Source organism: Streptomyces sp. NPDC054975 (assembly GCF_053609105.1).
Genome location: NZ_JBSGWV010000008.1, coordinates 132,591 through 153,768 on the forward strand (window position 1 = coordinate 132,591; position 21,178 = coordinate 153,768).

A 21,178-nucleotide genomic window follows, 5' to 3' on the forward strand; every position below is an offset into this window, starting at 1 on the left:
TGCGTCATCAAAGCCTCCAGCCCCAGCAGTCCGAACGCCGTAGAACTCCGCGGCATCACCAAGCGTTTCCCCGGAGTCGTGGCCAACCACGACATCGACATCACCGTGCGCCGCGGCACCGTGCACGCCCTCGTGGGCGAGAACGGCGCGGGCAAGTCGACCCTGATGAAGATCCTCTACGGCATGCAGAAGCCGGACGAGGGCACCATCACGGTCGACGGCGAGCAGGTGACGTTCCACAGCCCCGGCGACGCGATCGCCCGCGGTGTCGGCATGGTGCACCAGCACTTCATGCTCGCGGACAACCTCACCGTCCTCGAGAACGTCGCCCTCGGCTCCGAGAAGCTGTACGGCATCGGTGACAAGGCCCGCGCCAAGATCAAGGAGATCTCCGACGCGTACGGCCTCGGCGTCCGCCCCGACGTCCTCGTCGAGGACCTCGGCGTGGCCGACCGCCAGCGCGTGGAGATCCTCAAGGTCCTCTACCGCGGCGCCCGCACCCTGATCCTCGACGAGCCGACCGCCGTGCTCGTCCCGCAGGAGGTCGACGCGCTCTTCGACAACCTGCGCGAGCTCAAGGCCGAGGGTCTGACCGTCATCTTCATCTCGCACAAGCTGGGCGAGGTCCTCTCGGTCGCCGACGACATCACCGTCATCCGGCGCGGTACGACGGTCGGCACCACCGACCCGAAGCACACCACGACCAAGCAGCTCGCCGAGCTGATGGTCGGCGCGGAGCTGCCCTCGCCGGAGACCCGCGAGTCGACGGTCACGGACGTACCGATGCTGACGGTCCAGGACCTGTCGCTCAGCGCCGTCGACCCCGACGGAGTGGTCCGCGCGGTCCTCGACGGCATCAACCTCACCATCCACAAGGGTGAGGTGCTCGGCATCGCCGGCGTCGAGGGCAACGGCCAGTCCGAGCTCGTCGACACCATCATGGGCATGCGCACCGCCGACCGCGGTGTGGTCACCCTCGACGGCGCCGACATCTCCAGCGCTCCCACGCGCAAGCGGCGCGAGGACGGCATCGGCTGCATCCCCGAGGACCGCCACCGGCACGGTCTGCTCCTGGAGGCCCCCCTCTGGGAGAACCGCATCCTCGGCCACGTCACCGAGAAGCCCAACTCCAAGGGCGCCATCCTCGACCTCAAGGCCGCCCGCAGGGACACCGAGCGGATCGTCCGCGAGTACGACGTCCGGACCCCCGGAATCGACGTCACCGCTGCCTCCCTCTCCGGCGGAAACCAGCAGAAGCTGATCGTCGGCCGCGAGATGAGCCACGACCCCAAGCTGCTGATCGCCGCCCACCCCACCCGGGGCGTGGACGTCGGCGCGCAGGCGCAGATCTGGGACCAGATCCGCGCGGCACGTCGCGAGGGCCTGGCGGTGCTGCTGATCTCCGCCGACCTGGACGAGCTGATCGGCCTTTCCGACACCCTGCGCGTCATGTACCGCGGCCGGCTCGTCGCGGACGCCGACCCGGCGACCATCACACCGGAGGAGCTGGGCTCGGCCATGACCGGCGCCGCCGCCGGTCACCTCGCGCACGAAGACAGCCCTGAGGGCACCGACGGCCCGGAGGACGAGGCCCGATGAAGAAGTTCGACAAGGAGCGGGTGCTCCTCGGCATCGCGGCACCGCTGCTCGCGATCGTCGCCGCCTTCCTGATCACCGCACTGGTGCTCGCGGCCACCGGCAAGGAGCCGTTCAGCGCCTTCGGGATCATGTTCGACTACGGCATCAAGTCGGACAGCCAGGTCTACATCATCAACAAGGCGACGACGTACTACCTGGCGGGCATCGCGGTGGCCATCGGCTTCCGCATGAACCTGTTCAACATCGGTGTCGACGGCCAGTACCGTCTCGCGGCCTTCTTCGCCGCCGCCGTCGGTGGCGCGCTGACCCTGCCGGGCATCGTCCAGATCCCGCTGATCATCGTCACCGCGATGATCGTCGGCGCCATGTGGGCGGGCATCGCCGGTGTTCTGAAGACCACTCGGGGTGTCAGCGAGGTCGTCTCGACGATCATGCTGAACTTCATCGCGACCTCGATCATCGCCTACCTCCTCCAGCCCGGCCGCCTCGGCCACCTGGACGCGGCCGGCACCAAGGTCGCCACGACGCCGCTGCCGGAGTCCTCGCACTTCTTCGAGTTCCCGACCACGCCGACCCCGGTGTACGGCTTCGTCGTGATCGCGGTCGTCGCGGGCCTCGCGTACTGGTTCACGCTCTCGCGCACCCGCTTCGGCTTCGACCTGCGCACGGTCGGCCAGTCCGACACGGCCGCCGCGGCCAGCGGTGTCGACGTCAAGAAGATGGTCGTCACCTCCATGCTGATCTCCGGCGCCATGGCCGGTCTGATCGGTATGCCGACGCTGCTCAACGACAGTTACGAGTTCGGCGGCGACTTCCCCGTCGGCATCGGCTTCACCGGCATCGCCATCGCCCTGCTCGGCCGCAACCACCCGGTCGGCATCGCGCTCGCCGCGATCCTCTGGGCCTTCCTGGAGCGTGGCGGCCAGCAGCTGGAGTTCGAGGACTACGACAGGGAGATCGTCGGCGTCATGCAGGGCGTGATCGTCCTCTGCGTCGTCATCGCCTACGAAGTCGTCCGCCGCTACGGCCTCAAGCGCCAGCAGCGTCAGGTCGGCGAGAAGCTCGCGGCCCAGGCCCGTTCCAACGACTCGACGGAGGTGTCGGCGTGAGCGCCACGGCGACTTCCACCCCGCCGCCCGCGGCACCCAAGGCGGCCGGTGGCAAGGGCGGACGCACCCGCCTCTCCCTGCCCTGGATCCTGCTGATCGTCGCGGGCGGGCTCCTCGCCCTCTCCGCCGTCCGGGCCATCACCGGGGCGCAGGACCTCACCTCGGCCGGCCAGATCAGCGCCGCGCTCTCCCTCGCCGTGCCGATCGGCCTCGCCGGTCTCGGCGGTCTGTGGGCCGAGCGCGCGGGCGTGGTCAACATCGGCCTCGAAGGCATGATGATCCTCGGCACCTTCTTCGGTGCCTGGGCCGGCTGGCAGACCAGCCCCTGGCTCGGCGTCCTCGCCGGCATCGTGGGCGGCATGTTCGGTGGTCTGCTGCACGCGGTCGCCACCGTCACCTTCGGCGTCGACCACATCATCTCCGGTATCGCGATCAACATCCTCGCGGTCGGCATCACCACGTACTTCGCCAAGCTGTGGTTCAACACCGGCGAGGCCGCGGCCAAGGGCGGCAGCCCCAAGCAGTCCCCGCCGGCCGAGGACATCACCTCGATCACCGTGCCAGGTCTCTCCGACTGGCTCGCCGACATCGAGAAGCACCACTGGTTCCTGATCTCGGACATCGCCGGCATCCTCGGCGGTCTGGTCACCAACCTCTCCGTGGTCACGATCCTCGCCGTGCTGCTCGTCATCGCCACGTTCTTCGTGCTGTGGAAGACCTCGTTCGGTCTGCGGCTGCGCTCCTGCGGCGAGAACCCGATCGCGGCCGAGTCCCTCGGCGTCAACGTGTACAAGTACAAGTACATCGCCGTGATCGTCTCCGGCGGTCTCGCCGGTCTCGGCGGCGCGTTCCTGTCGCTGGTCACCTCGCACATCTACAACGAGGGCCAGACCGGTGGCCGCGGCTACATCGGCCTCGCGGCGATGATCTTCGGCAACTGGCGTCCGGGCGGCCTCGCCATGGGCGCGGGCCTGTTCGGCTTCGCCGACGCGCTCCAGCTGCGCAGCGGCGGCGAGTCCGTGCACGCGCTGCTCCTGCTGCTGTTCGCGGTCCTTGTCGCGATCGCCGCGTGGAAGGCGTACAAGAAGCGCTGGATCACGGCCGCGATCAGCGCCGTCATCGCCGTCGGCGTGCTGATCTGGTACCTCGGTACGGACACGGTCCCGGTCGAGTTCGTCAGCGCCACGCCGTACGTGGTGACCCTGCTGGTGCTCTCGCTCTCCGCGCAGCGCCTGCGGATGCCCAAGGCGGACGGCATGCGCTACCGCAAGGGCGAGGGCAAGTGACCACGCCGCTCTCCGAGGCCGACTGGGAGGCCCTGCGGGCGGAGGCCCGGGACGCCATGTCCCACGCCTACGCCCCGTACTCGGGCTTCCCGGTCGGCGCGGCCGCCCTCGTCGACGACGGGCGCATGGTCGCCGGCTGCAACGTGGAGAACGCCTCGTACGGCCTCGGGCTGTGCGCGGAGTGCGGGCTCGTCTCGCGGCTCCAGGCCACCGGCGGCGGCCGGCTGACCCACTTCGTCTGCGTGGACGGCGAGGGCGAGCCCCTCGTGCCGTGCGGCCGGTGCAGGCAGCTGCTGTACGAGTTCGGCGGCCCCGAGCTCGTCCTGGAGACCCCGGCCGGGTTCGTCACGCTGGCGGAGATGCTGCCGCAGGCCTTCGGCCCGGGCCACCTCGCCAAGTAACACCTGAAGAGCGGCCCTTCCGGCACGATGGGAAGGGCCGCTCCCCCTTTCCCCCTCTATGCGCGTAGAAAGAGGCACCACCATGGACGTCATCTCCGTCATCCGCACCAAGCGGGACAAGGGCGAGCTGAGCCCGGAGCAGATCGACTGGGTCATCGACGCCTACACCCGCGGCGTGGTCGCCGACGAGCAGATGTCCGCCCTGGCCATGGCCATCCTGCTCAACGGCATGAACCGCGCGGAGATCGCCCGCTGGACCGCCGCGATGATCGCGAGTGGCGAGCGCATGGACTTCTCCTCGCTCTCCCGCCCCACCTCCGACAAGCACTCCACCGGCGGCGTCGGCGACAAGATCACCCTGCCGCTCGCCCCGCTCGTCGCCGCCTGCGGCGCGGCCGTGCCGCAGCTCTCGGGCCGGGGCCTCGGCCACACCGGCGGCACCCTCGACAAGCTGGAGTCCATCCCGGGCTGGCGCGCGCTGCTCTCCAACGACGAGATGCTGAACGTCCTGGACACGACCGGCGCGGTGATCTGCGCGGCGGGTGACGGCCTGGCGCCGGCGGACAAGAAGCTCTACGCGCTGCGCGACGTGACCGGCACCGTCGAGGCGATCCCGCTCATCGCGAGCTCGATCATGTCGAAGAAGATCGCCGAAGGCACGGGCTCCCTGGTGCTGGACGTGAAGGTCGGCTCGGGCGCGTTCATGAAGAACATCGAGGACGCCCGTGAACTGGCCTCGACCATGGTCGGCCTGGGCACGGACAGCGGCGTGAAGACGGTGGCGCTGCTCACCGACATGTCGACCCCGCTCGGCCTGACCGCCGGCAACGCCCTGGAGGTCCGCGAATCGGTCGAGGTCCTGGCGGGCGGCGGCCCGGCGGACGTCGTCGAGCTGACGATCGCGCTGGCCCGCGAGATGCTCGACGCGGCCGGCATCAAGGACGCGGACCCGGCGAAGGCGCTGGCGGACGGCTCGGCGATGGACGTCTGGCGCCGGATGATCGCGGCCCAGGGCGGCGACCCGGACGCGACCCTCCCGGTCGCCCGCGAGCAGCACGTCGTCACGGCCCCGTCCTCGGGCGTCCTGACCCGCCTCGACGCGTACGACATCGGCATCGCGGCCTGGCGCCTCGGCGCGGGCCGGGCCCGCAAGGAGGACCCGGTCCAGGCGGGCGCGGGCGTCGAGATGCACGCCAAGCCGGGTGACACGGTCACGGCGGGCCAGCCCCTGCTGACCCTTCACACGGACACCCCGGAGAAGTTCGACTACGCGCTGAAGTCCCTGGACGCCTCCTGGGACATCGCCCCCGAGGGCACCGCGTTCACCCCGAACCCGATCGTCCTGGACCGCATCGCCTGAGGCACGACGGGCCGCTCCGATGAGTTCCGGCAGCCCTGCCGGTCTCCTTGGTGTGGAGACCAGTCAACCGCTCGTCCTGACCCTGGCAGCCCGCGCCACCCCCGAGGAGGTGGCGCGGCTGTGCGCCCTGCTCGAAGAGGCCGCGCCCACCGACGTCGTCTGCGACGTCGGTGGGCTGGCGCACGCCGATCTCGCCGCGGTGAACGCCCTCGCCCGGCTACGCCTCACCGCGGGGCGCGTCGGACACCGCCTCCGGTTCCGGGGAACCGGAAGCGAGCTGCGGCTCCTCCTCGACCTTGTCGGACTGGCCGACACCGTCCTCTGAGTCAGGCCTCCAGGCGCTCCGGGAGGTCGAAGAGCGGGAACCAGCGCTTGGTGTCCAGGAAGAAGTCCATCCCGCCGACCTTGCCGTCCCGCAGCTCCAGGACGATCAGCGCCCACGGGCTGTAACCGCCCTCCGGGTCCGGGTGGTAGTGCGCGAACGCGGGCGAGCCGTTCGCCACCGTCGCCACCAGCTTCGAGCACCGGCAGACGTCGCCGACGCCCAGCATCCAGCCCACGATGTCGTCGTGGCCGCGCAGCCACAGGTCGTACGGCGGCATGGACATCGTCGCGTCCTCGTGCAGGAGCGCGGTCAGCGCCTTCATGTCGTACCCCTCGAAGGCCGCGACATAGCGCTCCAGGAGCTGCTTCTGCTCCTCGTCCAGGGGGTTCGCCGCGTCCGAGGTCGCCGGTTCGTTCTCCGCGATCGTGGCGCGCGCCCGCTGGAGCGCGCTGTTGACGGAGGCGACCGAGGTGTCGAGCAGCTCGGCGACCTCGCTCGCCTTCCAGGCAAGCACCTCGCGCAGGATCAGCACGGCCCGCTGCTTGGGGGGCAGGTGCTGGAGGGCGGCGACGAACGCGAGCCGCACGGTCTCGCGGGACACGGCCGTCTCCGCCGGGTCGGCCACCGACGGCAGCACCCGCCCGTCCGGGATCGGCTCCAGCCAGGTGATCTCTGGCCGGGCGTTCAACTGCGCCTGGGCGACCGGGGTCGCGGCCGTCAGGTCCATCGGCCGCGCCCGCTTGTTCCCCGCGTTGAGCGAGTCCAGGCACACGTTGGTCGCGATGCGGTAGAGCCAGGAGCGCAGGCTGGAACGCCCCTCGAAGGAGTCGATGGACCGCCAGGCGCGGACCATCGTGTCCTGCACGGCGTCCTCGGCCTCGAAGGAGGAGCCGAGCATCCGGTAGCAGTAACCCGTCAGCTCCGTGCGGTACTTCTCCAGCTCGGAGTGCCGGTCCTCGGTCGCGGTAGCAAGATCACTCATGCAGGTCCACCCCACTCGCCCCTCACCGGCACCGGTGCTGTGCCGATGAGGGGAAGCTACCGCAGCCCACTGACAGCCGGGGTCAGGTTCCCGGCTTCCGGCCGTAGACGTAGACGTCGTCGCCGTTCTTCAGCAGGTTCCAGTAGGCCTTGGCGTCGGCGGGGCGCATGTTGACGCAGCCGCCGGAGCCCGGGGGGTTCCACATGGACTTGGTCGTGGAGTGGAAGGCCTGCCCGCCGTCGAAGAACTGCGCGTAGGGCATGGAGACGCGGTAGATCGTCGACCAGTGGTTGATGTTGCGCCAGTAGATCTTCTTGGCGCCGGTACGGGTCTCCGTCCCGTCCTTGCCCGTGCGCACCGGCACCGGGCCGTACTTCAGCTTCTTGCCGTCCTGGATCCAGGACAGCTGGCGCGTCAGGTCGACGCAGGCGATCCGGCCCTTGTTGGTCGGACACTTCCCGGCCGCGTTCGGGTTCTTGCCGGCCGCCTTCTGCTGCAGCATCGTGTTCATCGTCCGCCAGGTCAGCGGCCCGGCATACCCCATCGACGGGGTGATGCCGTGCGTGCGCTGGAAGGACTGGATCGCCTTGCAGTCGGCGAGCGACTGCTTCCCGTCGGCCGTCCGGCCCAGGAACTTCTCGACCTGCTTCTGGTACGGGCCCGTCGTCACGTTGCACGACGCGGCCTGGGCCGTCCCCGAGCCGAGGGCGACCGTCAGCGGCACCACCATCGAGGTGATGCCGAGGACGATCCCGGCCCGCTTGCGTATCCCGTTCATGATCACCAACTCCCCCTTGGGTCCTATGACTTAGGACGGTCGGGGGAGCCGTGCGGTTGTACCGGTTCGGATACGGATTCAGTGCGCCGTACGCAGGGGGAGGCGCCGCGCCTCGACCCGGGCGCTGTGGCTGCCGTAGAGGGTGATCGACACGACCCCGAGGACCGCGACCAGGCCCAGCAGGACCGTGCCCGCCCAGCCGCCGGAGTGGAAGGCGATCGCGCCGAGCGTGCCGCCCACGCTGCTGCCGATGTAGTACGCGGACTGGTAGAGAGCCGAGGCCTGCGCCCGGCCGGTCTTCGCCGTCCGGCTCACCGAGGAGGAGGCGACCGCGTGCCCGGCGAAGAAGCCGGCCGTGATCAGGACCAGACCGGCCAGGACGGCCACGAGGTCGTCGGCGAGCGAGAGGAGCAGCCCGGCGGCGGTCGTGCCGACCGCCAGGTAGAGCGCCCCGCGCCGGCCCAGCCGCCCGACCAGCTTCCCGGCCGCGGCCGAGGAGACCGTACCGACGAGGTACACGAGGAAGACCGAGCCGATCACACCCTGCGGGAGCGAGAACGGGGCCTCGACGAGCCGGTAGCCGATCACGGTGTAGACCGCGCCGAACACCGTCATGAACAGCGCGCCGATCGCGTAGAGCCGCACCAGCAGCGGGTCGGCGAGGTGAGTGCGGACCGTCGCCGCGAGCGCCTTCGGGTTGAGCGAACCGGGCGTGAAGTGACGGGCCTTGGGGATCAGGACGCGGAACGCGACCGCGCAGAGCGCCGCCATCAGACCGACCGCGAGGAGCCCGGCGCGCCAGCCCCACAGCTGCGACGCCCAGCCGGTGACGATGCGGCCGCTCATCCCGCCGAGGGAGTTGCCCGCGACGAACAGCCCGATCGCGGCGATCAGCGCCTTCGGCCGTACCTCCTCGGCCAGGAACGCCATCGCGGAGGCCGGCAGGCCCGCGAGCGCCGCGCCCTGGACGGCGCGCAGCGCGACCAGCCACTCCAGGCTCGGGGCGAAGGGGACGAGCAGGCCGACGGCGACCGCGACGGCCAGCGAGACGGTCATCATCCGGCGCCGGCCGAAGCGCTCGGAGAGGGCGCTCATCGGGAGGACGAGGAGGGCGAGGGCGCCGGTCGCGGCGGAGACCGTCCAGGAGGCCGCGGAGGCGGTGGCTCCGAACTCGGCGGAGATCGCGGGCAGGAGGGCCTGCGTGGAGTAGAGGAGCGCGAAGGCGGCGAGACCTGCGGCGAAGAGCGCGAAGCTCATCCGGCGGTGGCCGGGTGCTCCGGGGGCGAGGCGGGTGTCGGCGGCCGTGCTGGTGGCGGCCGCCTTGGTACTGGCGGAAGGCATGTCTCGAACGTAGGACGATTCGTTTCATGCGTCCAATGCATGGAACTGCTGTAATCGTTCCCATGGTGCATGAGTACAGGTCACAGGGTCGGCTGTCACCGAGTAGTTACGAAGAAGACATGGGGCTGCTGCTCGCGCCTCGGCTCGCGTACTTCGCGGCGGTGGCCCGGCACGAGCATGTGACCAGGGCAGCGGCGGAGATGGGGGTGCCGCAGTCGACGCTCTCGCGGGCGATGGTCCGGCTCGAACAGGACCTCGGGGTGGCCCTTTTCGCACGCAAGGGCAGGACGGTCTCGCTGACCCCGGCGGGCCGGACGTTCCTCGGCTCGGCCGAGCGGGCGCTCGCGGAGGTGGAGCGCGCGGCCGACTCCGTACGGGCGGACGCGGACCCGGCGGCCGGCCGGGTCGCCTTCGGGTTCCTGCACACGATGGGCTCCGAGACGGTACCGGCGCTCATCCGGGCCTTCCGTGTGGACCACCCCCGGGTCCGCTTCACGCTCGTCCAGAACTACGGCGAGGCGATGATCGAGCGGCTACGGGCGGGGGACCTCGACCTGTGCCTGACGTCGCCCGTGCCGGACGCGCCTGACCTGGTGGCCCGCCGCCTCGACGAACAGCGGCTGCGCCTGGTCGTCCCCGACGACCACCGCCTGGCCTCCCGCAAGCGGGTCCGCCTGGCGGAGGCGGCCGACGAGACCTTCGTGACCCTGGAACCCGGCTACGGGCTGCGGCGCATCACGGACGACCTGTGCGCCGAGGCAGGTTTCACACCGCGCGTCGCCTTCGAGGGCGAGGAGGCCGAGACCCTGCGTGGCCTGGTGGCGGCGGGCCTCGGCGTCGCCCTGCTCCCGCCGCCGGCCGTCCCGCGCCCCGGTGTCGTCGAGCTCACGGTGACGGCGCCCCGCGCGGTCCGCGAGATCGGCGTCGCGTGGCTCGACGGCCACCCGGACACCGCCCCGGTGGCCGCCTTCAAGAAGTTCCTCCTGAGCAAACGCGGCAGCCTCCTCCCGGAGTGACCCCGGGGGTGCTCTATCGCCGCAGCGCCCGGCCGAAGCCCGCTGCCAGGGGCATGCGCAGACCCAGGGGCGGCGGGGCCGCCAGGGCGTCGGCGACCGGGCGGGCGTAGGGGCGGGCGAAGAGGGAGCCGAGGACGAAGTCGGCCGCCAGGGCGCGGATCTCCTCGCCGTACTGGCGCAGCGCGTGGCCGTCCGAGTGGACCTCGAAGCGGCACGTGTCGCGGTTGGCCTTCTTCGCCCGTTCCGCCAGCCGGTACGACAGCTCCGGATCCGTCCGCGCGTCGTTCGTGCCGTGCACGATCAGGATCCGCCGCCCCACCAACTGCCGTACGGGCTCGGGCTCCGCCGCCACGTCGTCCTCCGGCAGCCACGGCGCGAGCGCGAGCACCGCGTCGACCGCCGGGTGCCCCGCCGCCCACAACGCCGCCCGCGCGCCCATCCCGTGGCCGGCCAGGCAGACCGGCACGTCGCCGTACCGGTGTACCGCCTCCGCCACCGCCCACGCCGCGTCCGCGGCCAACTGGGCGTCCGTACCGTTCCAGCCGCGCCCCCGGTACCGCACCACGTGCGCCACCAGGCCCTCCCCGAGCCCCGCCCTGACCAGCCGGCGGCCCAGCGGCAGCAGCGCCGCGTGCGCCCTGACCGAGGCGCCCCTTGCGGATGTGGGCTCCCCGTCCGGAAGGAGCAGGACCACACCGCCCACCGCCGTACCGGGGTGCGATGCGCCGACGGGCCGTCCGAGCCGGGGTGTCCGGCCCCCTGCGGTCCCTACGAGTGCGGAGTGCGCCATGGCAGAACAGTCTCAGAAGCCGAGGTGTACGCCATCCGTACGCGCGGTCACTGTTACGTATCGACAAGCGAGTTGAGGAGGGGCGCTCTACGCGCGTAGGGGCTAGAGTGCGGCAATGACGAGCCAGACCCACAGCGTCCCCACCGCGGACCAGATCCGCCGCGCCCCGAAGGTGCTCCTCCACGACCACCTCGACGGCGGGCTGCGCCCCGGCACGATCATCGAACTCGCCCGCGCCCAGGGCTATGAACATCTCCCCGAGAACGAGCCCGAGAAACTCGGCATCTGGTTCCGTGAGGCCGCCGACTCCGGCTCCCTGGAGCGGTACCTGGAGACCTTCGCGCACACGTGTGCCGTCATGCAGACCCGTGACGCCCTCTTCCGCGTCGCCGCCGAGTGCGCGGTGGACCTCGCGAAGGACGGTGTCGTCTACGCCGAGGTGCGCTACGCCCCCGAGCAGCACCTGGAGGGCGGGCTCACCCTGGAGGAGGTCGTGGAGGCCGTCAACGAGGGCTTCCGCGAGGGCGAGCGGCTGGCCAGGGCGGACGGGCACCGCATCCGCGTCGGCGCCCTGCTGACCGCCATGCGGCACGCCGCCCGCGCCCTGGAGATCGCCGAACTGGCCAACCGCTACCGCGACTCCGGTGTCGTCGGCTTCGACATCGCGGGCGCCGAGGCCGGTTACCCGCCCACCCGCCACCTCGACGCCTTCGAGTACCTCAAGCGGGAGAACAACCACTTCACCATCCACGCCGGCGAGGCCTTCGGGCTGCCGTCGATCTGGCAGGCCCTGCAGTGGTGCGGCGCCGACCGGCTCGGTCACGGCGTCCGCATCATCGACGACATCGAGGTCTCCGACGACGGCTCGGTCCGACTCGGCCGGCTCGCCGCGTACGTACGGGACAAGCGCATCCCGCTGGAGATGTGCCCGACGTCCAACCTCCAGACCGGCGCGGCGGAGTCCATCGCCGAGCACCCGATCGGCCTGCTCCGCCGCCTGCACTTCCGTACCACCGTCAATACCGACAACCGGTTGATGAGCGGGACGAGCATGAGCCGGGAATTCGAGCTGCTGATCGAGGCATTCGACTACACGCTCGACGACATGGCGTGGTTCACGGTCAATGCGATGAAATCAGCGTTCATTCCTTTCGATGAACGTCTCGCCATGATCAATGACGTCATCAAGCCCGGATATGCCGAGCTGAAGTCCGAATGGCTGTTCCAGCAGACCGCCACGACCAGCGAGTCTTCCGGGCAGGAGAGCTGAGCAGGAGCTTCGGGAAGGAACCGGGGCGGCCGGGGAACATCTGACCGGCCGCCTTTCGGTGTTTGCGGGAGCGTCGTCCGGTGGCTAAGTTGCAAAGCCGCTCCGCATTCCCCGAGTGACCTGCATTCCCGCTTTCTCCGAAGCTTCAAGAACCTCGAAATCCTCAAGGATGATTCTCTGATGAAGCAGTCTGCCGCCAAGACGCTCGGTGTCGCCGCTCTCGGTGCCGCTTTCGCCGCTGCCGCCGCCGGTACGGCCACCGCCGCCCCGGCACTGCCCGCCGCCCCGGACGCGCTCGGCCTGGTCACCTCGACCGTGCCGCTGGGCGACGGCCTCACCGAACTCCCCGAGGGGGCCACCGAGTCCCTCCTGGGCGGCCAGGACGCCGTCGACCAGGGCGCCAAGGCCGTCCCGGCCGCCGCCGGCCAGGCGCTGGAGCACGCCCCGCTCGACGGCGCCACCGGCGCGCTCGCCAACACCCCGGTCGGCGGCCTGCTCGGCGGCCTGCCGCTCAACGGCCTGCCGCTCGGTGGCCTGCCGATCTGATCTCGGCGCACGCACGCCGATGGGGCGCTCACCCGGACCGGGTGAGCGCCCCATCGGCGTACGTGCGTCCTCGCGACCTACCAGGCGGTGCTCGCCGACTTCTCCGACGGGAGCAGCAGCCACAGCGCCAGGTACAGCAGGAACTGCGGACCCGGCAGCAGGCACGAGACGAGGAAGATGACCCGCATGGTGGTGGCCGAGGTGCCGAAGCGCCGTGCCAGCGCTGCGCACACTCCGCCGATCATGCGTCCGTCACGGGGGCGGGCAAGTGCGGCCATGGTGGGCTCCTTCGGGAAGGGTCTTCCGGAAGCCGCTCCGTCGGGCTCCCGATGACTCCATACTCGCCCCGGACGGGGGGACAAAGCGTCGGTCTACGGGGCGATCCCGACCCTGGGAATCGTCGGGGTAGGCCCCTGAGAACCCTCGTCCCGCAGCAGGGCGGAACCACGGCCCGGCCTGGTCCGCGAGGAGGACCGGCCCTTCCTCCCGTCCCGCCCCCGGCGTAGCCGCGCCCGCCCGGCGGGGACCACGAGCACATGCGCGAGCGCCACCCCCGCGGTGTTCAGAAGCAGTGAGTCGATGTCGACGACCTGCCCGGGTACGGCGGTCTGCAGCAGCTCGACGGCGAGCGACACCAGCGCCCCGGCGGCGACCGTACGGGCCAGGGAGGCCCAGGGCGACACATGGAGCCGCCCCTCGGCCATCGGGAGCAGCACCCCGAGCGGGGCCAGGAGCAGCAGACCCTCGCCGATCCGCCGGGCCGCCTCGGCGGGGCCGAGCGCGAGATCCCCGCGGATCCCGGCGAGTGGGGTCAGGTTCGGCGCGGTCACCCAGGCCACGTCGCGTGGGCGGAGCGTCACCCAGGCGACGAGCAGCAGATGCGCGAGGAGCAGAGCGAACCCCACCACGCGTACGACCACGGCGGCGCTGCCGCCCGAACCTTGACGCTGCACGCCCCCCAAGACGCGCCCCGTGCCGGAATCGGTTCCGCCGCGCACCGGAACAACCGGTTCGATCCCGCGCGGCCCCCTCGGGGCCCGCCTCAGGACGCCGACGGGCTCGGCAGGGTCAGCGTCGGGGGCGCCGACTCCGGGCGTTCGCGCAGCTCGGTCGTGCAGGCGTACCGGCGCGGGGCGTAGCGGCCCGGGCCGCCGAGGACCACGCTCGCCTCGCCCGCGCCCGCCGAGCTGTGCGCGAAGGTGCAGACGATCTGCGACAGCGCCGTCGGCGTCAGGTCCTCCGGCTGCCGGCTCAGCCGCAGCGTGTCCGCCGGATCACCCAGGTGCCCGCCGCTGACGACCAGCGGCCCCTTGACGGCCGTGGAGAACCCGGCCTGCCGCTCGCTCTCCGAGGGCTCGTCCAGCAGCTGCGAGAGCAGCGCCGACGCGGTGGCCACCGGGTTCCCGTTCGCCTTCTCCTCCGGCAGCGGCGACCGCCGGTCCACCACCTCCAGCTGCGAGCCGCACACCAGGTAGACCCGGACCGGGACGCCCGTCGACTGGGTGGTGATCTCGTCGCCCGTGACGCTGCACGGCACCCGCGAGGGGCCAGGGCCTGCGTCCACGGGCACCGACGTCGTCCTGATCCCGCACCCGGAGGCGAGCGCGGCCATGACCACGGCCGCCGTCACCATTCCCGTACGGACCGCTCTGCGGCGGCTCAACTCTCCTCCACCCCGTCCTGCTCCTCCCGCTCGTCCTGCTCCTCGCCCTGGGGCAGGCGCAGGACGAACACCGCGCCGTCGCCGTCCGGCGAGTTCGCGGCGGTGATCGAACCGCCGTGGATCAGCGCGTTCTCCATGGCGATCGAAAGCCCCAGACCGCTGCCCTCCGACCGGGGCCGGGACGCGCTGGCCTTGTAGAAGCGGTCGAAGACGTGCGGCAGGACCTCCTCCGGGATGCCCGGGCCGTGGTCCCGTACCGCGATGACCAGTTCGCCGTCCTCGGTACGCACCGACACCCGCACCGGCGAACCGCCGTGCTTGAGCGCGTTGCCGATGAGGTTCGCCAGGATCACGTCGAGCCGGCGCGGGTCGAGCCGCGCCATGATCCCGCGCTCGGCGTCCAGGTCCACGGCGTCCAGCCAGGCCCGGGCGTCGATGCACGCGGTGACCTGGTCGGCGACGTCGACGTCGTCGAGGACCAGCCGGGCGGTGCCCGCGTCGAAGCGGGTCACCTCCATCAGGTTCTCCACCAGGTCGTTGAGCCGGCGCGTCTCGCTCACCACGAGCGCCACGGCGGGCGCGATCATCGGGTCGAGGTCGTCCTGCTCGTCCTCCAGGACCTCCGTCACGGCCGTCAGCGCCGTCAGCGGCGTCCGCAGCTCGTGGGACATGTCCGCGACGAAACGCCGGCTGGACTCCTCCCGCGCGCTCATGTCGTCGACCTTCTTCTGCAAGGACTCGGCCGCGCTGTTGAACGTCCGTGACAGGTCGGCCAGTTCGTCCGTGCCCGAGACCCGCAGCCGGGTGTCGAGCTTGCCCTCGCCGAGCCGCCGGGCCGCCTCGCCGAGCCGGTGCACCGGCCGCAGCACGGTCGTGGCCGCGGCCTGCGCGAGCAGCGCGGAGCCGACCAGCGCGAGCGCCGTCGCGATCCCCAACGACCAGGCGAGCGAGTTCAGATCGGCCCGCTCGGCCTCCAGGGACTTGAACATGTAGCCGGTGGGCCCGCCGCCGGTGATCCGCGTCCCGCCGACCAGATACGGCGTCTTCCCGCGCTGCGTCCGCTGCCAGAACAGGTGGTACGGGCTGGAGTCGCCGTCCGTCGCGGGGCGCGCGGTGTCCACCGCCACCCGCAGCGACTCCGGCACGTCGGCCAGCGTGAACGTGTCCGGGTTCGAGGCGCCGATGATCGGCTTGCCCGCCTCCCGCTCCCCGAGCAGCAGCACGCTGTACCCCGCGCTGCCGCTGGCCATCTGCTCGGCGGTGCGGCGCAGATCGTCCTCGGTGGGCCGCAGCGGCAGCGTCGCCGCCCGGTTCTGCATCTCCTGCCGGAAGTCGTTCAGCGCGCCGTCCTGCGTCCGCGTCAGCACCGCCTCACGGTTCAGCCAGTACGCGATCCCGGACGCGGACACCGCGGCCGTGAGCGCGACGAGCGCGAAGACGACGACAAGGCGCAGCCGCAGGCTCGTGAAGCGCAGCCCGGCGAACATCCCTCTTCTCACGCAGGAACGTCCAGCCGGTAGCCCACACCCCGGACGGTACGGATCAGCGTCGGCGAGGACGGTACGTCCTCGACCTTGGCGCGCAGCCGCTGGACGCAGGCGTCCACGAGCCGCGAGTCGCCCAGGTAGTCGTGCTCCCACACCAGGCGCAGCAACTGCTGGCGCGAGAGGGCCTGTCCGGGCCGCCGGCTCAGCTCCAGGAGCAGCCGCAGCTCGGTCGGCGTGAGCTGCAGGTCCTCCCCGTTCTTCGTCACCGTCATCGCCGAACGGTCGATGACCAGCGAACCGAAGCTCGCCGAGTCCGTCGACTCCCGTTCGCCGCGCCGCAGTACGGCCCGGATCCGGGCGTCCAGGACACGCCCCTGGACCGGCTTGACCACGTAGTCGTCGGCGCCGGACTCCAGTCCGACGACGACGTCGATGTCGTCGCTGCGCGCGGTCAGCAGGATGATCGGCAGCTGGTCGGTGCGCCGGATGCGCCGGCACACCTCGAAGCCGTCGATGCCGGGCAGCATGACGTCCAGGACGACCAGGTCAGGACGCTGCTCCTTGAGCAGTTTCAGACCGTCCTCTCCCGTCGCCGCGGTGGCCACTCGGTGGCCCTGGCGTGACAGGGAGAGTTCGAGGGCCGTGCGGATGGCGTCGTCGTCCTCGATCAGCAACAGGAAAGGCACGGACGCCATTCTGTCCCATGCGGCCACCGAGTTCGACTGTGTGGCGGGACCCACCCCCGCGGCAGCCCCTGTGACACGGCTGTGACAGTCGGCGGACACCGCGATGAAGTGGCCCGGGCAAGCTTCTTGGCACACGGACCGAACAGACTCCAACCGACGGGGGGCGCGAGATGAACGCACTGCACAGCACCACCACGAGCGCAGTTGTCACGCGTCTCCACGATGTCGTCGTGCGGAGCCCGGAGAAGTCCGGCGCGGTGAACAGCGGACGGGGGTGCGCTCGCAGCGCCGGGCGTCAGCACAAGGCGCCCTACATGGTCGCCGTGGCTGACGGGGGAGCGGCGTACGGGGAGGTCAAGGGGGAGCGGCACTCGGCGTCCGAGGCGGAATTCACCGCCTACGTCGCCGAGCGTCGCGCCTCCCTGTACGCCACCGCCTACCACCTGACCGGGGACCGGTTCGAGGCCGAGGACCTGCTGCAGAGCGCGCTGTTCTCGACGTACCGGGCCTGGGACCGGATCAGCGACAAGGCGGCGGTGGGCGGCTATCTGCGCCGCACCATGACGAACCTGCACATCAGCGCGTGGCGCCGGCGGAAGCTCAACGAGTACCCGACGGAGGAGCTGCCGGAGACGGCGGGCGACACGGACGCGATGCGCGGCACGGAGCTGCGCGCGGTCCTGTGGCAGGCCCTGGCCCGGCTGCCCGAGCTCCAGCGCACGATGCTGGTGCTGCGCTACTACGAGGGCCGTACGGATCCGGAGATCGCGGAGATCCTGGACATCAGTGTCGGCACGGTGAAGTCGAGCATCTGGCGCTCGCTGCGGAGGCTGCGCGAGGACGAGGTGCTGAGCTTCGGCCGTGACGAGGAGGAGTCCTTCGGCGAGCTGGTGGCCTGAAGGTACGGGGGGAACACGGGGGGACGTACGGGGGTACGGGGGAAAGGCGCGGGCGGTACAAGCCGGGGGAGCTTGTACCGCCCGCGTCGCTCTGTGCGGTCGGCGTCGCGTGCCGTCAGCGCGCCACCGGGGTGCGGTGGCGGCCCGCCGCTGCCGCCGCCAGGCGGCCCAGGGCCTCCTGCTTGGCGCAGGGGTGGGCGCCCAGCGCTGCCTGGCGGGCGACGATGGAGCGCTCCGTGCGCATCAGGCGCCAGCCGCGGCGGAGCAGGAACGGGACCGACTTGCGGCCCTCCTTGAGGTCACGCAGGAGACGGCGGCGGAACGTCGTCGAGGGGCGGCCGCGCAGGCACAGCGCGTCGGCGAGGACGCCGAGGTCCTGACAGCGCTCCACGATCTCCGCCGCGAAGATCCCCTCCGCCACGAAGAGCGGGGTCCGGCCGATGTCCAGGGCCTCGCGGTCCACGCGGGCGCTGGTGGCGAGGTCGTAGACGGGCACGTCCGTGCGTCCCGTGCGGCAGAGCTCCATGATCGCGGCGACGGCCGCGTCCGCGTCCCAGGAGCCCGGGGCGTCCCAGTCGATGTCGGCGCTGCCCGCGACCAGCGGGAGCGTCGGGTCGTCCGCCTCCTTGTAGAAGTCGTCGAGGCGCAGGACCGGGAGGCCGGTGACGGCGGCGAGGGACGACTTGCCGGAGCCTGAGGGGCCCGCGAGCAGGACGACACGGGTCGGGATCGGTTGGGAACTCACGGGACACCAGTGTGAACCATTCCCCCGGGCAGGGGACCCCCGAGGGAGGGGGTTGGTATCCAGCATCACACCTCAACTACGCTCGGTGCCCCACTGATTACTCGACGTCGAAGGACTCTCATGGCGCGTCACAAGGAATCCAGGGCCTCCCGTCGCGGCGCCCTGCTGAAGGCCGGGCTGACCGCGACGGCGGCCGGCGCGGCCGTGCTCGGTCTGGGCGCCGCCGCCCAGGCGGCCCCGGCCGCCGCCGCCCCGCTGCCGGTCGACTCGCTCGTCGGCAGCGACGCCGTCGCGGTGCTCGGGGCCACCGGCCACGCCGTGGGCCCGCTGACGAGCCTTCAGCTCGACCCGCTGGCGAACACCCCCGTCGACCCGCTGAACAACGGGCTCGGCACCCAGGTCGCCGACTTCAAGCCCGTGGGGACGAACCTGGTGACGGACCGCGTCACGAAGGGCGGAGGGCTGGACGACCTGCCGCTGGTCGGCGAGGTGACGGGGCTGCTTCCGACGACGTAGCGGCACGGACGAGACGGCCCCCGGGTTCACCCGGGGGCCGTCTGTCGTGCGGTGCTAGTACGACGAGCCGCTCGCGCCGAGTGAGCCCGTGGGGTGCCAGACCGTCTTCGTCTCCAGGAAGGCCGTCAGGCGGTCCGTGCCCGGGGCCTGCGTGAAGTCCACCGGGCGGGGGCGCAGAACGCGCTTGAGGTTGTCCGCCGCGGCGATCTCGAGCTCGCGCGCGAGGTCCGCGTCCGCGCCCGTCAGGTCGATCGCGTTGACGTCCTGGTGGGCCGCCAGGTGCGGGCCCATCTCCGAGGCCTTGCCGGAGAGGATGTTGACCACGCCGCCCGGAAGGTCCGAGGTCGCCAGGACCTCGCCCAGGGAGAGGGCCGGGAGCGGGGACTTCTCCGACGCGATGACGACCGCCGTGTTGCCCGTCGCGATGACCGGGGCGATGACCGAGACCAGGCCGAGGAACGAGGAGTCCTGGGGCGCGACGACCGTGACCACGCCCGTCGGCTCCGGGGTCGACAGGTTGAAGTACGGGCCCGCCACCGGGTTCGCACCGCCCACGATCTGGGCGATCTTGTCGGTCCAGCCCGCGTACCAGACCCAGCGGTCGACCGCCGCGTCGACGATCGCCGCCGCCTTGGACTTCGACACGCCCTCCGCGTCCGCCACCTCGCGCACGAACTGCTCACGGCGGCCCTCCAGCATCTCCGCGACGCGGTAGAGGATCTGGCCCCGGTTGTACGCCGTCGCGCCCGACCAGCCGCCGAACGCCTTGCGCGCCGCGACGACCGCGTCACGGGCGTCCTTGCGGGAGGAGAGCGGCACGTTCGCCAGCCACTTGCCCTTGGAGTCCGTCACCTCGTACACCCGGCCGCTCTCGGAGCGGGGGAACTTGCCCCCGACGTACAGCTTGTAGGTCTTGAAGACGTTCAGGCGCGTCTGCTGCTCAGACATCGAGGTAGGCCTCCAGACCGTGACGGCCACCCTCGCGGCCGAAGCCCGACTCCTTGTAGCCGCCGAAGGGCGAGGTCGGGTCGAACTTGTTGAACGTGTTGGCCCAGACGACACCGGCGCGGAGCTTGTTGGCGACCGCGAGGATGCGGCTGCCCTTCTCCGTCCAGATGCCCGCCGACAGGCCGTACTGGCTGTTGTTGGCCTTGGCGACGGCCTCGTCCGGCGTACGGAAGGACAGCACGGACAGGACCGGGCCGAAGATCTCGTCGCGGGCGATGGTGTGCGCCTGCGTGACGCCGGTGAAGAGCGTCGGGGCGAACCAGTAACCGGCGGACGGGATCTCGCAGGCCGCCGTCCAGCGCTCGGCGCCCTCAGCCTCGCCGCGCTCGACCAGCGAGGTGATGCGGGCCAGCTGCTCGGAGGAGTTGATGGCGCCGATGTCCGTGTTCTTGTCCAGCGGGTCGCCGAGGCGGAGCGTGGACAGGCGGCGCTTGAGCGCGTCGAGCAGCTCGTCCTCGATCGACTCCTGGACCAGCAGGCGCGAGCCCGCGCAGCAGACCTGGCCCTGGTTGAAGAAGATGCCGTTGACGATGCCCTCGACGGCCTGGTCGATGGGGGCGTCGTCGAAGACGATGTTCGCGCCCTTGCCGCCCAGCTCCAGGGTGACCTTCTTGTCCGTGCCGGCGACGGAGCGCGCGATGGCCTTGCCGACCGCGGTCGAGCCGGTGAACGCGACCTTGTTCACGTCCGGGTGCTCGACGAGCGCGGCGCCCGCCTCCCCGTAACCGGGAAGGATGTTGACGACGCCCTTCGGCAGCCCGGCCTGGCGGCAGATGTCCGCGAAGAACAGGGCGGAGAGCGGGGTCGTCTCGGCGGGCTTCAGGACGACCGTGTTGCCCGTCGCGAGCGCCGGGGCGATCTTCCAGGCCAGCATCAGGAGCGGGAAGTTCCAGGGGATGACCTGGCCGGCCACGCCCAGCGGGCGCGGGTTCGCGCCGTAGCCCGCGTGGTCGAGCTTGTCGGCCCAGCCCGCGTAGTAGAAGAAGTGCGCGGCGACCAGCGGGAGGTCCGCGTCGCGCGTCTCCTTGATCGGCTTGCCGTTGTCCAGCGTCTCCAGGACGGCCAGCTCGCGGCTGCGCTCCTGGATGATCCGGGCGATCCGGAAGAGGTACTTGGCGCGCTCGGAGCCGGGCAGCGCCGACCACTTCTCGAACGCCCGCCGTGCCGCCTTCACCGCGCGGTCGACGTCCTCGGCGCCGGCCTGGGCGACCTCGGAGAGGACCTCCTCGGTGGCGGGGGAGACGGTCTTGAAGACCTTGCCGTCGGCCGCCTCGACGAACTCGCCGTCGATGAACAGCCCGTAGGAGGGAGCGATGTCGACGACGGAGCGGGACTCGGGCGCCGGTGCGTACTCGAATGCAGATGCCATGT

Annotated in this window: 23 protein-coding genes; 11 read left to right on the forward strand and 12 right to left on the reverse strand. The window is 71.3% G+C overall.

Annotation, left to right across the window (positions count from 1 at the left end; all coding sequences use genetic code 11):
• Window positions 1-6: 6 nt before the first annotated feature.
• From ACWF79_RS11785 to ACWF79_RS11810, 6 genes are all read left to right on the forward strand, one after another.
• The gene (locus ACWF79_RS11785) at window positions 7-1,599 is read left to right on the forward strand and encodes an ABC transporter ATP-binding protein (RefSeq protein WP_453727959.1); all 1,593 of its coding nucleotides are present in this window, start codon (window positions 7-9) and stop codon (window positions 1,597-1,599) included.
• Window positions 1,596-2,708 (forward strand): ABC transporter permease, encoded by a 1,113-nt coding sequence (locus tag ACWF79_RS11790; RefSeq protein WP_453727916.1) that lies wholly within the window; start codon window positions 1,596-1,598, stop codon window positions 2,706-2,708. Before ACWF79_RS11785 ends, ACWF79_RS11790 begins: the two co-directional genes overlap by 4 nt.
• On the forward strand, window positions 2,705-3,994 hold the full coding sequence (locus ACWF79_RS11795; protein WP_453727917.1) for an ABC transporter permease: 1,290 nt from the start codon (window positions 2,705-2,707) through the stop codon (window positions 3,992-3,994). Before ACWF79_RS11790 ends, ACWF79_RS11795 begins: the two co-directional genes overlap by 4 nt.
• Window positions 3,991-4,395 (forward strand): cytidine deaminase, encoded by a 405-nt coding sequence (locus ACWF79_RS11800; RefSeq protein ID WP_453727918.1) that lies wholly within the window; start codon window positions 3,991-3,993, stop codon window positions 4,393-4,395. Before ACWF79_RS11795 ends, ACWF79_RS11800 begins: the two co-directional genes overlap by 4 nt.
• 82 nt (window positions 4,396-4,477) lie before the next feature.
• Complete coding sequence (locus tag ACWF79_RS11805; protein WP_453727919.1) at window positions 4,478-5,755, forward strand: thymidine phosphorylase; 1,278 nt, start codon at window positions 4,478-4,480, stop codon at window positions 5,753-5,755.
• Between the two features lie 52 nt (window positions 5,756-5,807).
• The gene (locus tag ACWF79_RS11810; RefSeq protein ID WP_453727920.1) at window positions 5,808-6,080 is read left to right on the forward strand and encodes an STAS domain-containing protein; all 273 of its coding nucleotides are present in this window, start codon (window positions 5,808-5,810) and stop codon (window positions 6,078-6,080) included.
• Between the two features lies 1 nt (window position 6,081).
• On the opposite strand, the gene ACWF79_RS11815 is transcribed toward ACWF79_RS11810, so the two are convergent.
• From ACWF79_RS11815 to ACWF79_RS11825, 3 genes are all read right to left on the reverse strand, one after another.
• Window positions 6,082-7,062, reverse strand: coding sequence for a sigma-70 family RNA polymerase sigma factor (locus tag ACWF79_RS11815; protein ID WP_453727921.1), 981 nt, complete (start codon window positions 7,060-7,062; stop codon window positions 6,082-6,084).
• Between the two features lie 82 nt (window positions 7,063-7,144).
• Window positions 7,145-7,792: a L,D-transpeptidase gene (locus ACWF79_RS11820; RefSeq protein ID WP_453727960.1), complete on the reverse strand. Its 648-nt coding sequence runs from the start codon at window positions 7,790-7,792 to the stop codon at window positions 7,145-7,147.
• A gap of 126 nt (window positions 7,793-7,918) precedes the next feature.
• Complete coding sequence (locus ACWF79_RS11825) at window positions 7,919-9,181, reverse strand: MFS transporter (protein ID WP_453727922.1); 1,263 nt, start codon at window positions 9,179-9,181, stop codon at window positions 7,919-7,921.
• Window positions 9,182-9,243: 62 nt separating this feature from the next.
• Here ACWF79_RS11825 and ACWF79_RS11830 point away from each other — a divergent pair, with 62 nt between their 5' ends.
• The gene (locus tag ACWF79_RS11830; protein WP_453727923.1) at window positions 9,244-10,197 is read left to right on the forward strand and encodes a LysR family transcriptional regulator; all 954 of its coding nucleotides are present in this window, start codon (window positions 9,244-9,246) and stop codon (window positions 10,195-10,197) included.
• Between the two features lie 13 nt (window positions 10,198-10,210).
• Here ACWF79_RS11830 and ACWF79_RS11835 read toward each other — a convergent pair whose 3' ends face one another.
• Complete coding sequence (locus ACWF79_RS11835) at window positions 10,211-10,987, reverse strand: alpha/beta hydrolase (protein WP_453727924.1); 777 nt, start codon at window positions 10,985-10,987, stop codon at window positions 10,211-10,213.
• A 115-nt stretch (window positions 10,988-11,102) separates the two neighbouring features.
• On the opposite strand from ACWF79_RS11835, the gene ACWF79_RS11840 reads away from it, so the two are divergent.
• Together ACWF79_RS11840 and ACWF79_RS11845 are read left to right on the forward strand one after the other, a co-directional pair.
• Window positions 11,103-12,257 (forward strand): adenosine deaminase, encoded by a 1,155-nt coding sequence (locus ACWF79_RS11840; RefSeq protein WP_453727925.1) that lies wholly within the window; start codon window positions 11,103-11,105, stop codon window positions 12,255-12,257.
• Window positions 12,258-12,437: 180 nt separating this feature from the next.
• Entirely contained in the window at window positions 12,438-12,803 is a 366-nt protein-coding gene (locus tag ACWF79_RS11845; RefSeq protein ID WP_453727926.1) for a hypothetical protein, read from the forward strand.
• A gap of 77 nt (window positions 12,804-12,880) precedes the next feature.
• Here ACWF79_RS11845 and ACWF79_RS11850 read toward each other — a convergent pair whose 3' ends face one another.
• The 5 genes from ACWF79_RS11850 to afsQ1 all read right to left on the reverse strand — a co-directional run bounded on the left by ACWF79_RS11850 (window position 12,881) and on the right by afsQ1 (window position 16,639).
• Window positions 12,881-13,081 carry a PspC domain-containing protein gene (locus tag ACWF79_RS11850; RefSeq protein ID WP_315891756.1) on the reverse strand — a complete coding sequence of 67 codons (201 nt, stop codon included), beginning with the start codon at window positions 13,079-13,081 and terminating at the stop codon, window positions 12,881-12,883.
• A gap of 93 nt (window positions 13,082-13,174) precedes the next feature.
• Window positions 13,175-13,756, reverse strand: a complete 582-nt coding sequence (locus ACWF79_RS11855; RefSeq protein WP_453727927.1) for a VanZ family protein — start codon at window positions 13,754-13,756, stop codon at window positions 13,175-13,177.
• Window positions 13,757-13,845: 89 nt separating this feature from the next.
• Window positions 13,846-14,466 carry a hypothetical protein gene (locus ACWF79_RS11860; RefSeq protein ID WP_453727928.1) on the reverse strand — a complete coding sequence of 207 codons (621 nt, stop codon included), beginning with the start codon at window positions 14,464-14,466 and terminating at the stop codon, window positions 13,846-13,848.
• Window positions 14,463-15,953, reverse strand: a complete 1,491-nt coding sequence (locus ACWF79_RS11865; protein WP_453727961.1) for an ATP-binding protein — start codon at window positions 15,951-15,953, stop codon at window positions 14,463-14,465. The genes ACWF79_RS11860 and ACWF79_RS11865 overlap by 4 nt, the downstream gene beginning before the upstream one ends.
• Window positions 15,954-15,961: 8 nt before the next feature.
• Complete coding sequence (afsQ1, locus tag ACWF79_RS11870; RefSeq protein WP_205628185.1) at window positions 15,962-16,639, reverse strand: response regulator transcription factor; 678 nt, start codon at window positions 16,637-16,639, stop codon at window positions 15,962-15,964.
• A gap of 170 nt (window positions 16,640-16,809) precedes the next feature.
• Here afsQ1 and ACWF79_RS11875 point away from each other — a divergent pair, with 170 nt between their 5' ends.
• Entirely contained in the window at window positions 16,810-17,538 is a 729-nt protein-coding gene (locus ACWF79_RS11875; RefSeq protein ID WP_453727929.1) for a SigE family RNA polymerase sigma factor, read from the forward strand.
• Between the two features lie 115 nt (window positions 17,539-17,653).
• On the opposite strand, the gene ACWF79_RS11880 is transcribed toward ACWF79_RS11875, so the two are convergent.
• A complete protein-coding gene (locus tag ACWF79_RS11880) occupies window positions 17,654-18,349 on the reverse strand; it encodes a uridine kinase family protein (RefSeq protein WP_453727930.1) in 696 nt (231 codons plus the stop codon).
• A gap of 54 nt (window positions 18,350-18,403) precedes the next feature.
• Here ACWF79_RS11880 and ACWF79_RS11885 point away from each other — a divergent pair, with 54 nt between their 5' ends.
• Window positions 18,404-18,799 carry a hypothetical protein gene (locus tag ACWF79_RS11885; RefSeq protein ID WP_453727931.1) on the forward strand — a complete coding sequence of 132 codons (396 nt, stop codon included), beginning with the start codon at window positions 18,404-18,406 and terminating at the stop codon, window positions 18,797-18,799.
• A 54-nt stretch (window positions 18,800-18,853) separates the two neighbouring features.
• Here ACWF79_RS11885 and ACWF79_RS11890 read toward each other — a convergent pair whose 3' ends face one another.
• Both ACWF79_RS11890 and ACWF79_RS11895 read right to left on the reverse strand, forming a co-directional pair.
• A complete protein-coding gene (locus tag ACWF79_RS11890; protein ID WP_453727932.1) occupies window positions 18,854-19,747 on the reverse strand; it encodes an aldehyde dehydrogenase family protein in 894 nt (297 codons plus the stop codon).
• Window positions 19,740-21,176 (reverse strand): aldehyde dehydrogenase family protein, encoded by a 1,437-nt coding sequence (locus tag ACWF79_RS11895; protein ID WP_453727933.1) that lies wholly within the window; start codon window positions 21,174-21,176, stop codon window positions 19,740-19,742. Before ACWF79_RS11895 ends, ACWF79_RS11890 begins: the two co-directional genes overlap by 8 nt.
• Between the last annotated feature and the right edge of the window lie 2 nt (window positions 21,177-21,178).

Coding starts and splice junctions, on each gene's coding strand:
- ACWF79_RS11865 (WP_453727961.1), bottom strand. CDS start 15,953: ATGTTCGCCGGGCTGCGCTTCACGAGCCTGCGGCTGCGCCTTGTCGTC.
- ACWF79_RS11820 (WP_453727960.1), bottom strand. CDS start 7,792: ATGGTGGTGCCGCTGACGGTCGCCCTCGGCTCGGGGACGGCCCAGGCC.
- ACWF79_RS11895 (WP_453727933.1), bottom strand. CDS start 21,176: ATGGCATCTGCATTCGAGTACGCACCGGCGCCCGAGTCCCGCTCCGTC.
- ACWF79_RS11875 (WP_453727929.1), top strand. CDS start 16,810: ATGAACGCACTGCACAGCACCACCACGAGCGCAGTTGTCACGCGTCTC.
- ACWF79_RS11850 (WP_315891756.1), bottom strand. CDS start 13,081: ATGGCCGCACTTGCCCGCCCCCGTGACGGACGCATGATCGGCGGAGTG.
- ACWF79_RS11880 (WP_453727930.1), bottom strand. CDS start 18,349: ATGCTGGATACCAACCCCCTCCCTCGGGGGTCCCCTGCCCGGGGGAAT.
- ACWF79_RS11815 (WP_453727921.1), bottom strand. CDS start 7,062: ATGAGTGATCTTGCTACCGCGACCGAGGACCGGCACTCCGAGCTGGAG.
- ACWF79_RS11830 (WP_453727923.1), top strand. CDS start 9,244: ATGGTGCATGAGTACAGGTCACAGGGTCGGCTGTCACCGAGTAGTTAC.
- ACWF79_RS11840 (WP_453727925.1), top strand. CDS start 11,103: ATGACGAGCCAGACCCACAGCGTCCCCACCGCGGACCAGATCCGCCGC.
- ACWF79_RS11835 (WP_453727924.1), bottom strand. CDS start 10,987: ATGGCGCACTCCGCACTCGTAGGGACCGCAGGGGGCCGGACACCCCGG.
- ACWF79_RS11790 (WP_453727916.1), top strand. CDS start 1,596: ATGAAGAAGTTCGACAAGGAGCGGGTGCTCCTCGGCATCGCGGCACCG.
- ACWF79_RS11825 (WP_453727922.1), bottom strand. CDS start 9,181: ATGCCTTCCGCCAGTACCAAGGCGGCCGCCACCAGCACGGCCGCCGAC.
- ACWF79_RS11805 (WP_453727919.1), top strand. CDS start 4,478: ATGGACGTCATCTCCGTCATCCGCACCAAGCGGGACAAGGGCGAGCTG.
- ACWF79_RS11890 (WP_453727932.1), bottom strand. CDS start 19,747: ATGTCTGAGCAGCAGACGCGCCTGAACGTCTTCAAGACCTACAAGCTG.
- ACWF79_RS11885 (WP_453727931.1), top strand. CDS start 18,404: ATGGCGCGTCACAAGGAATCCAGGGCCTCCCGTCGCGGCGCCCTGCTG.
- ACWF79_RS11845 (WP_453727926.1), top strand. CDS start 12,438: ATGAAGCAGTCTGCCGCCAAGACGCTCGGTGTCGCCGCTCTCGGTGCC.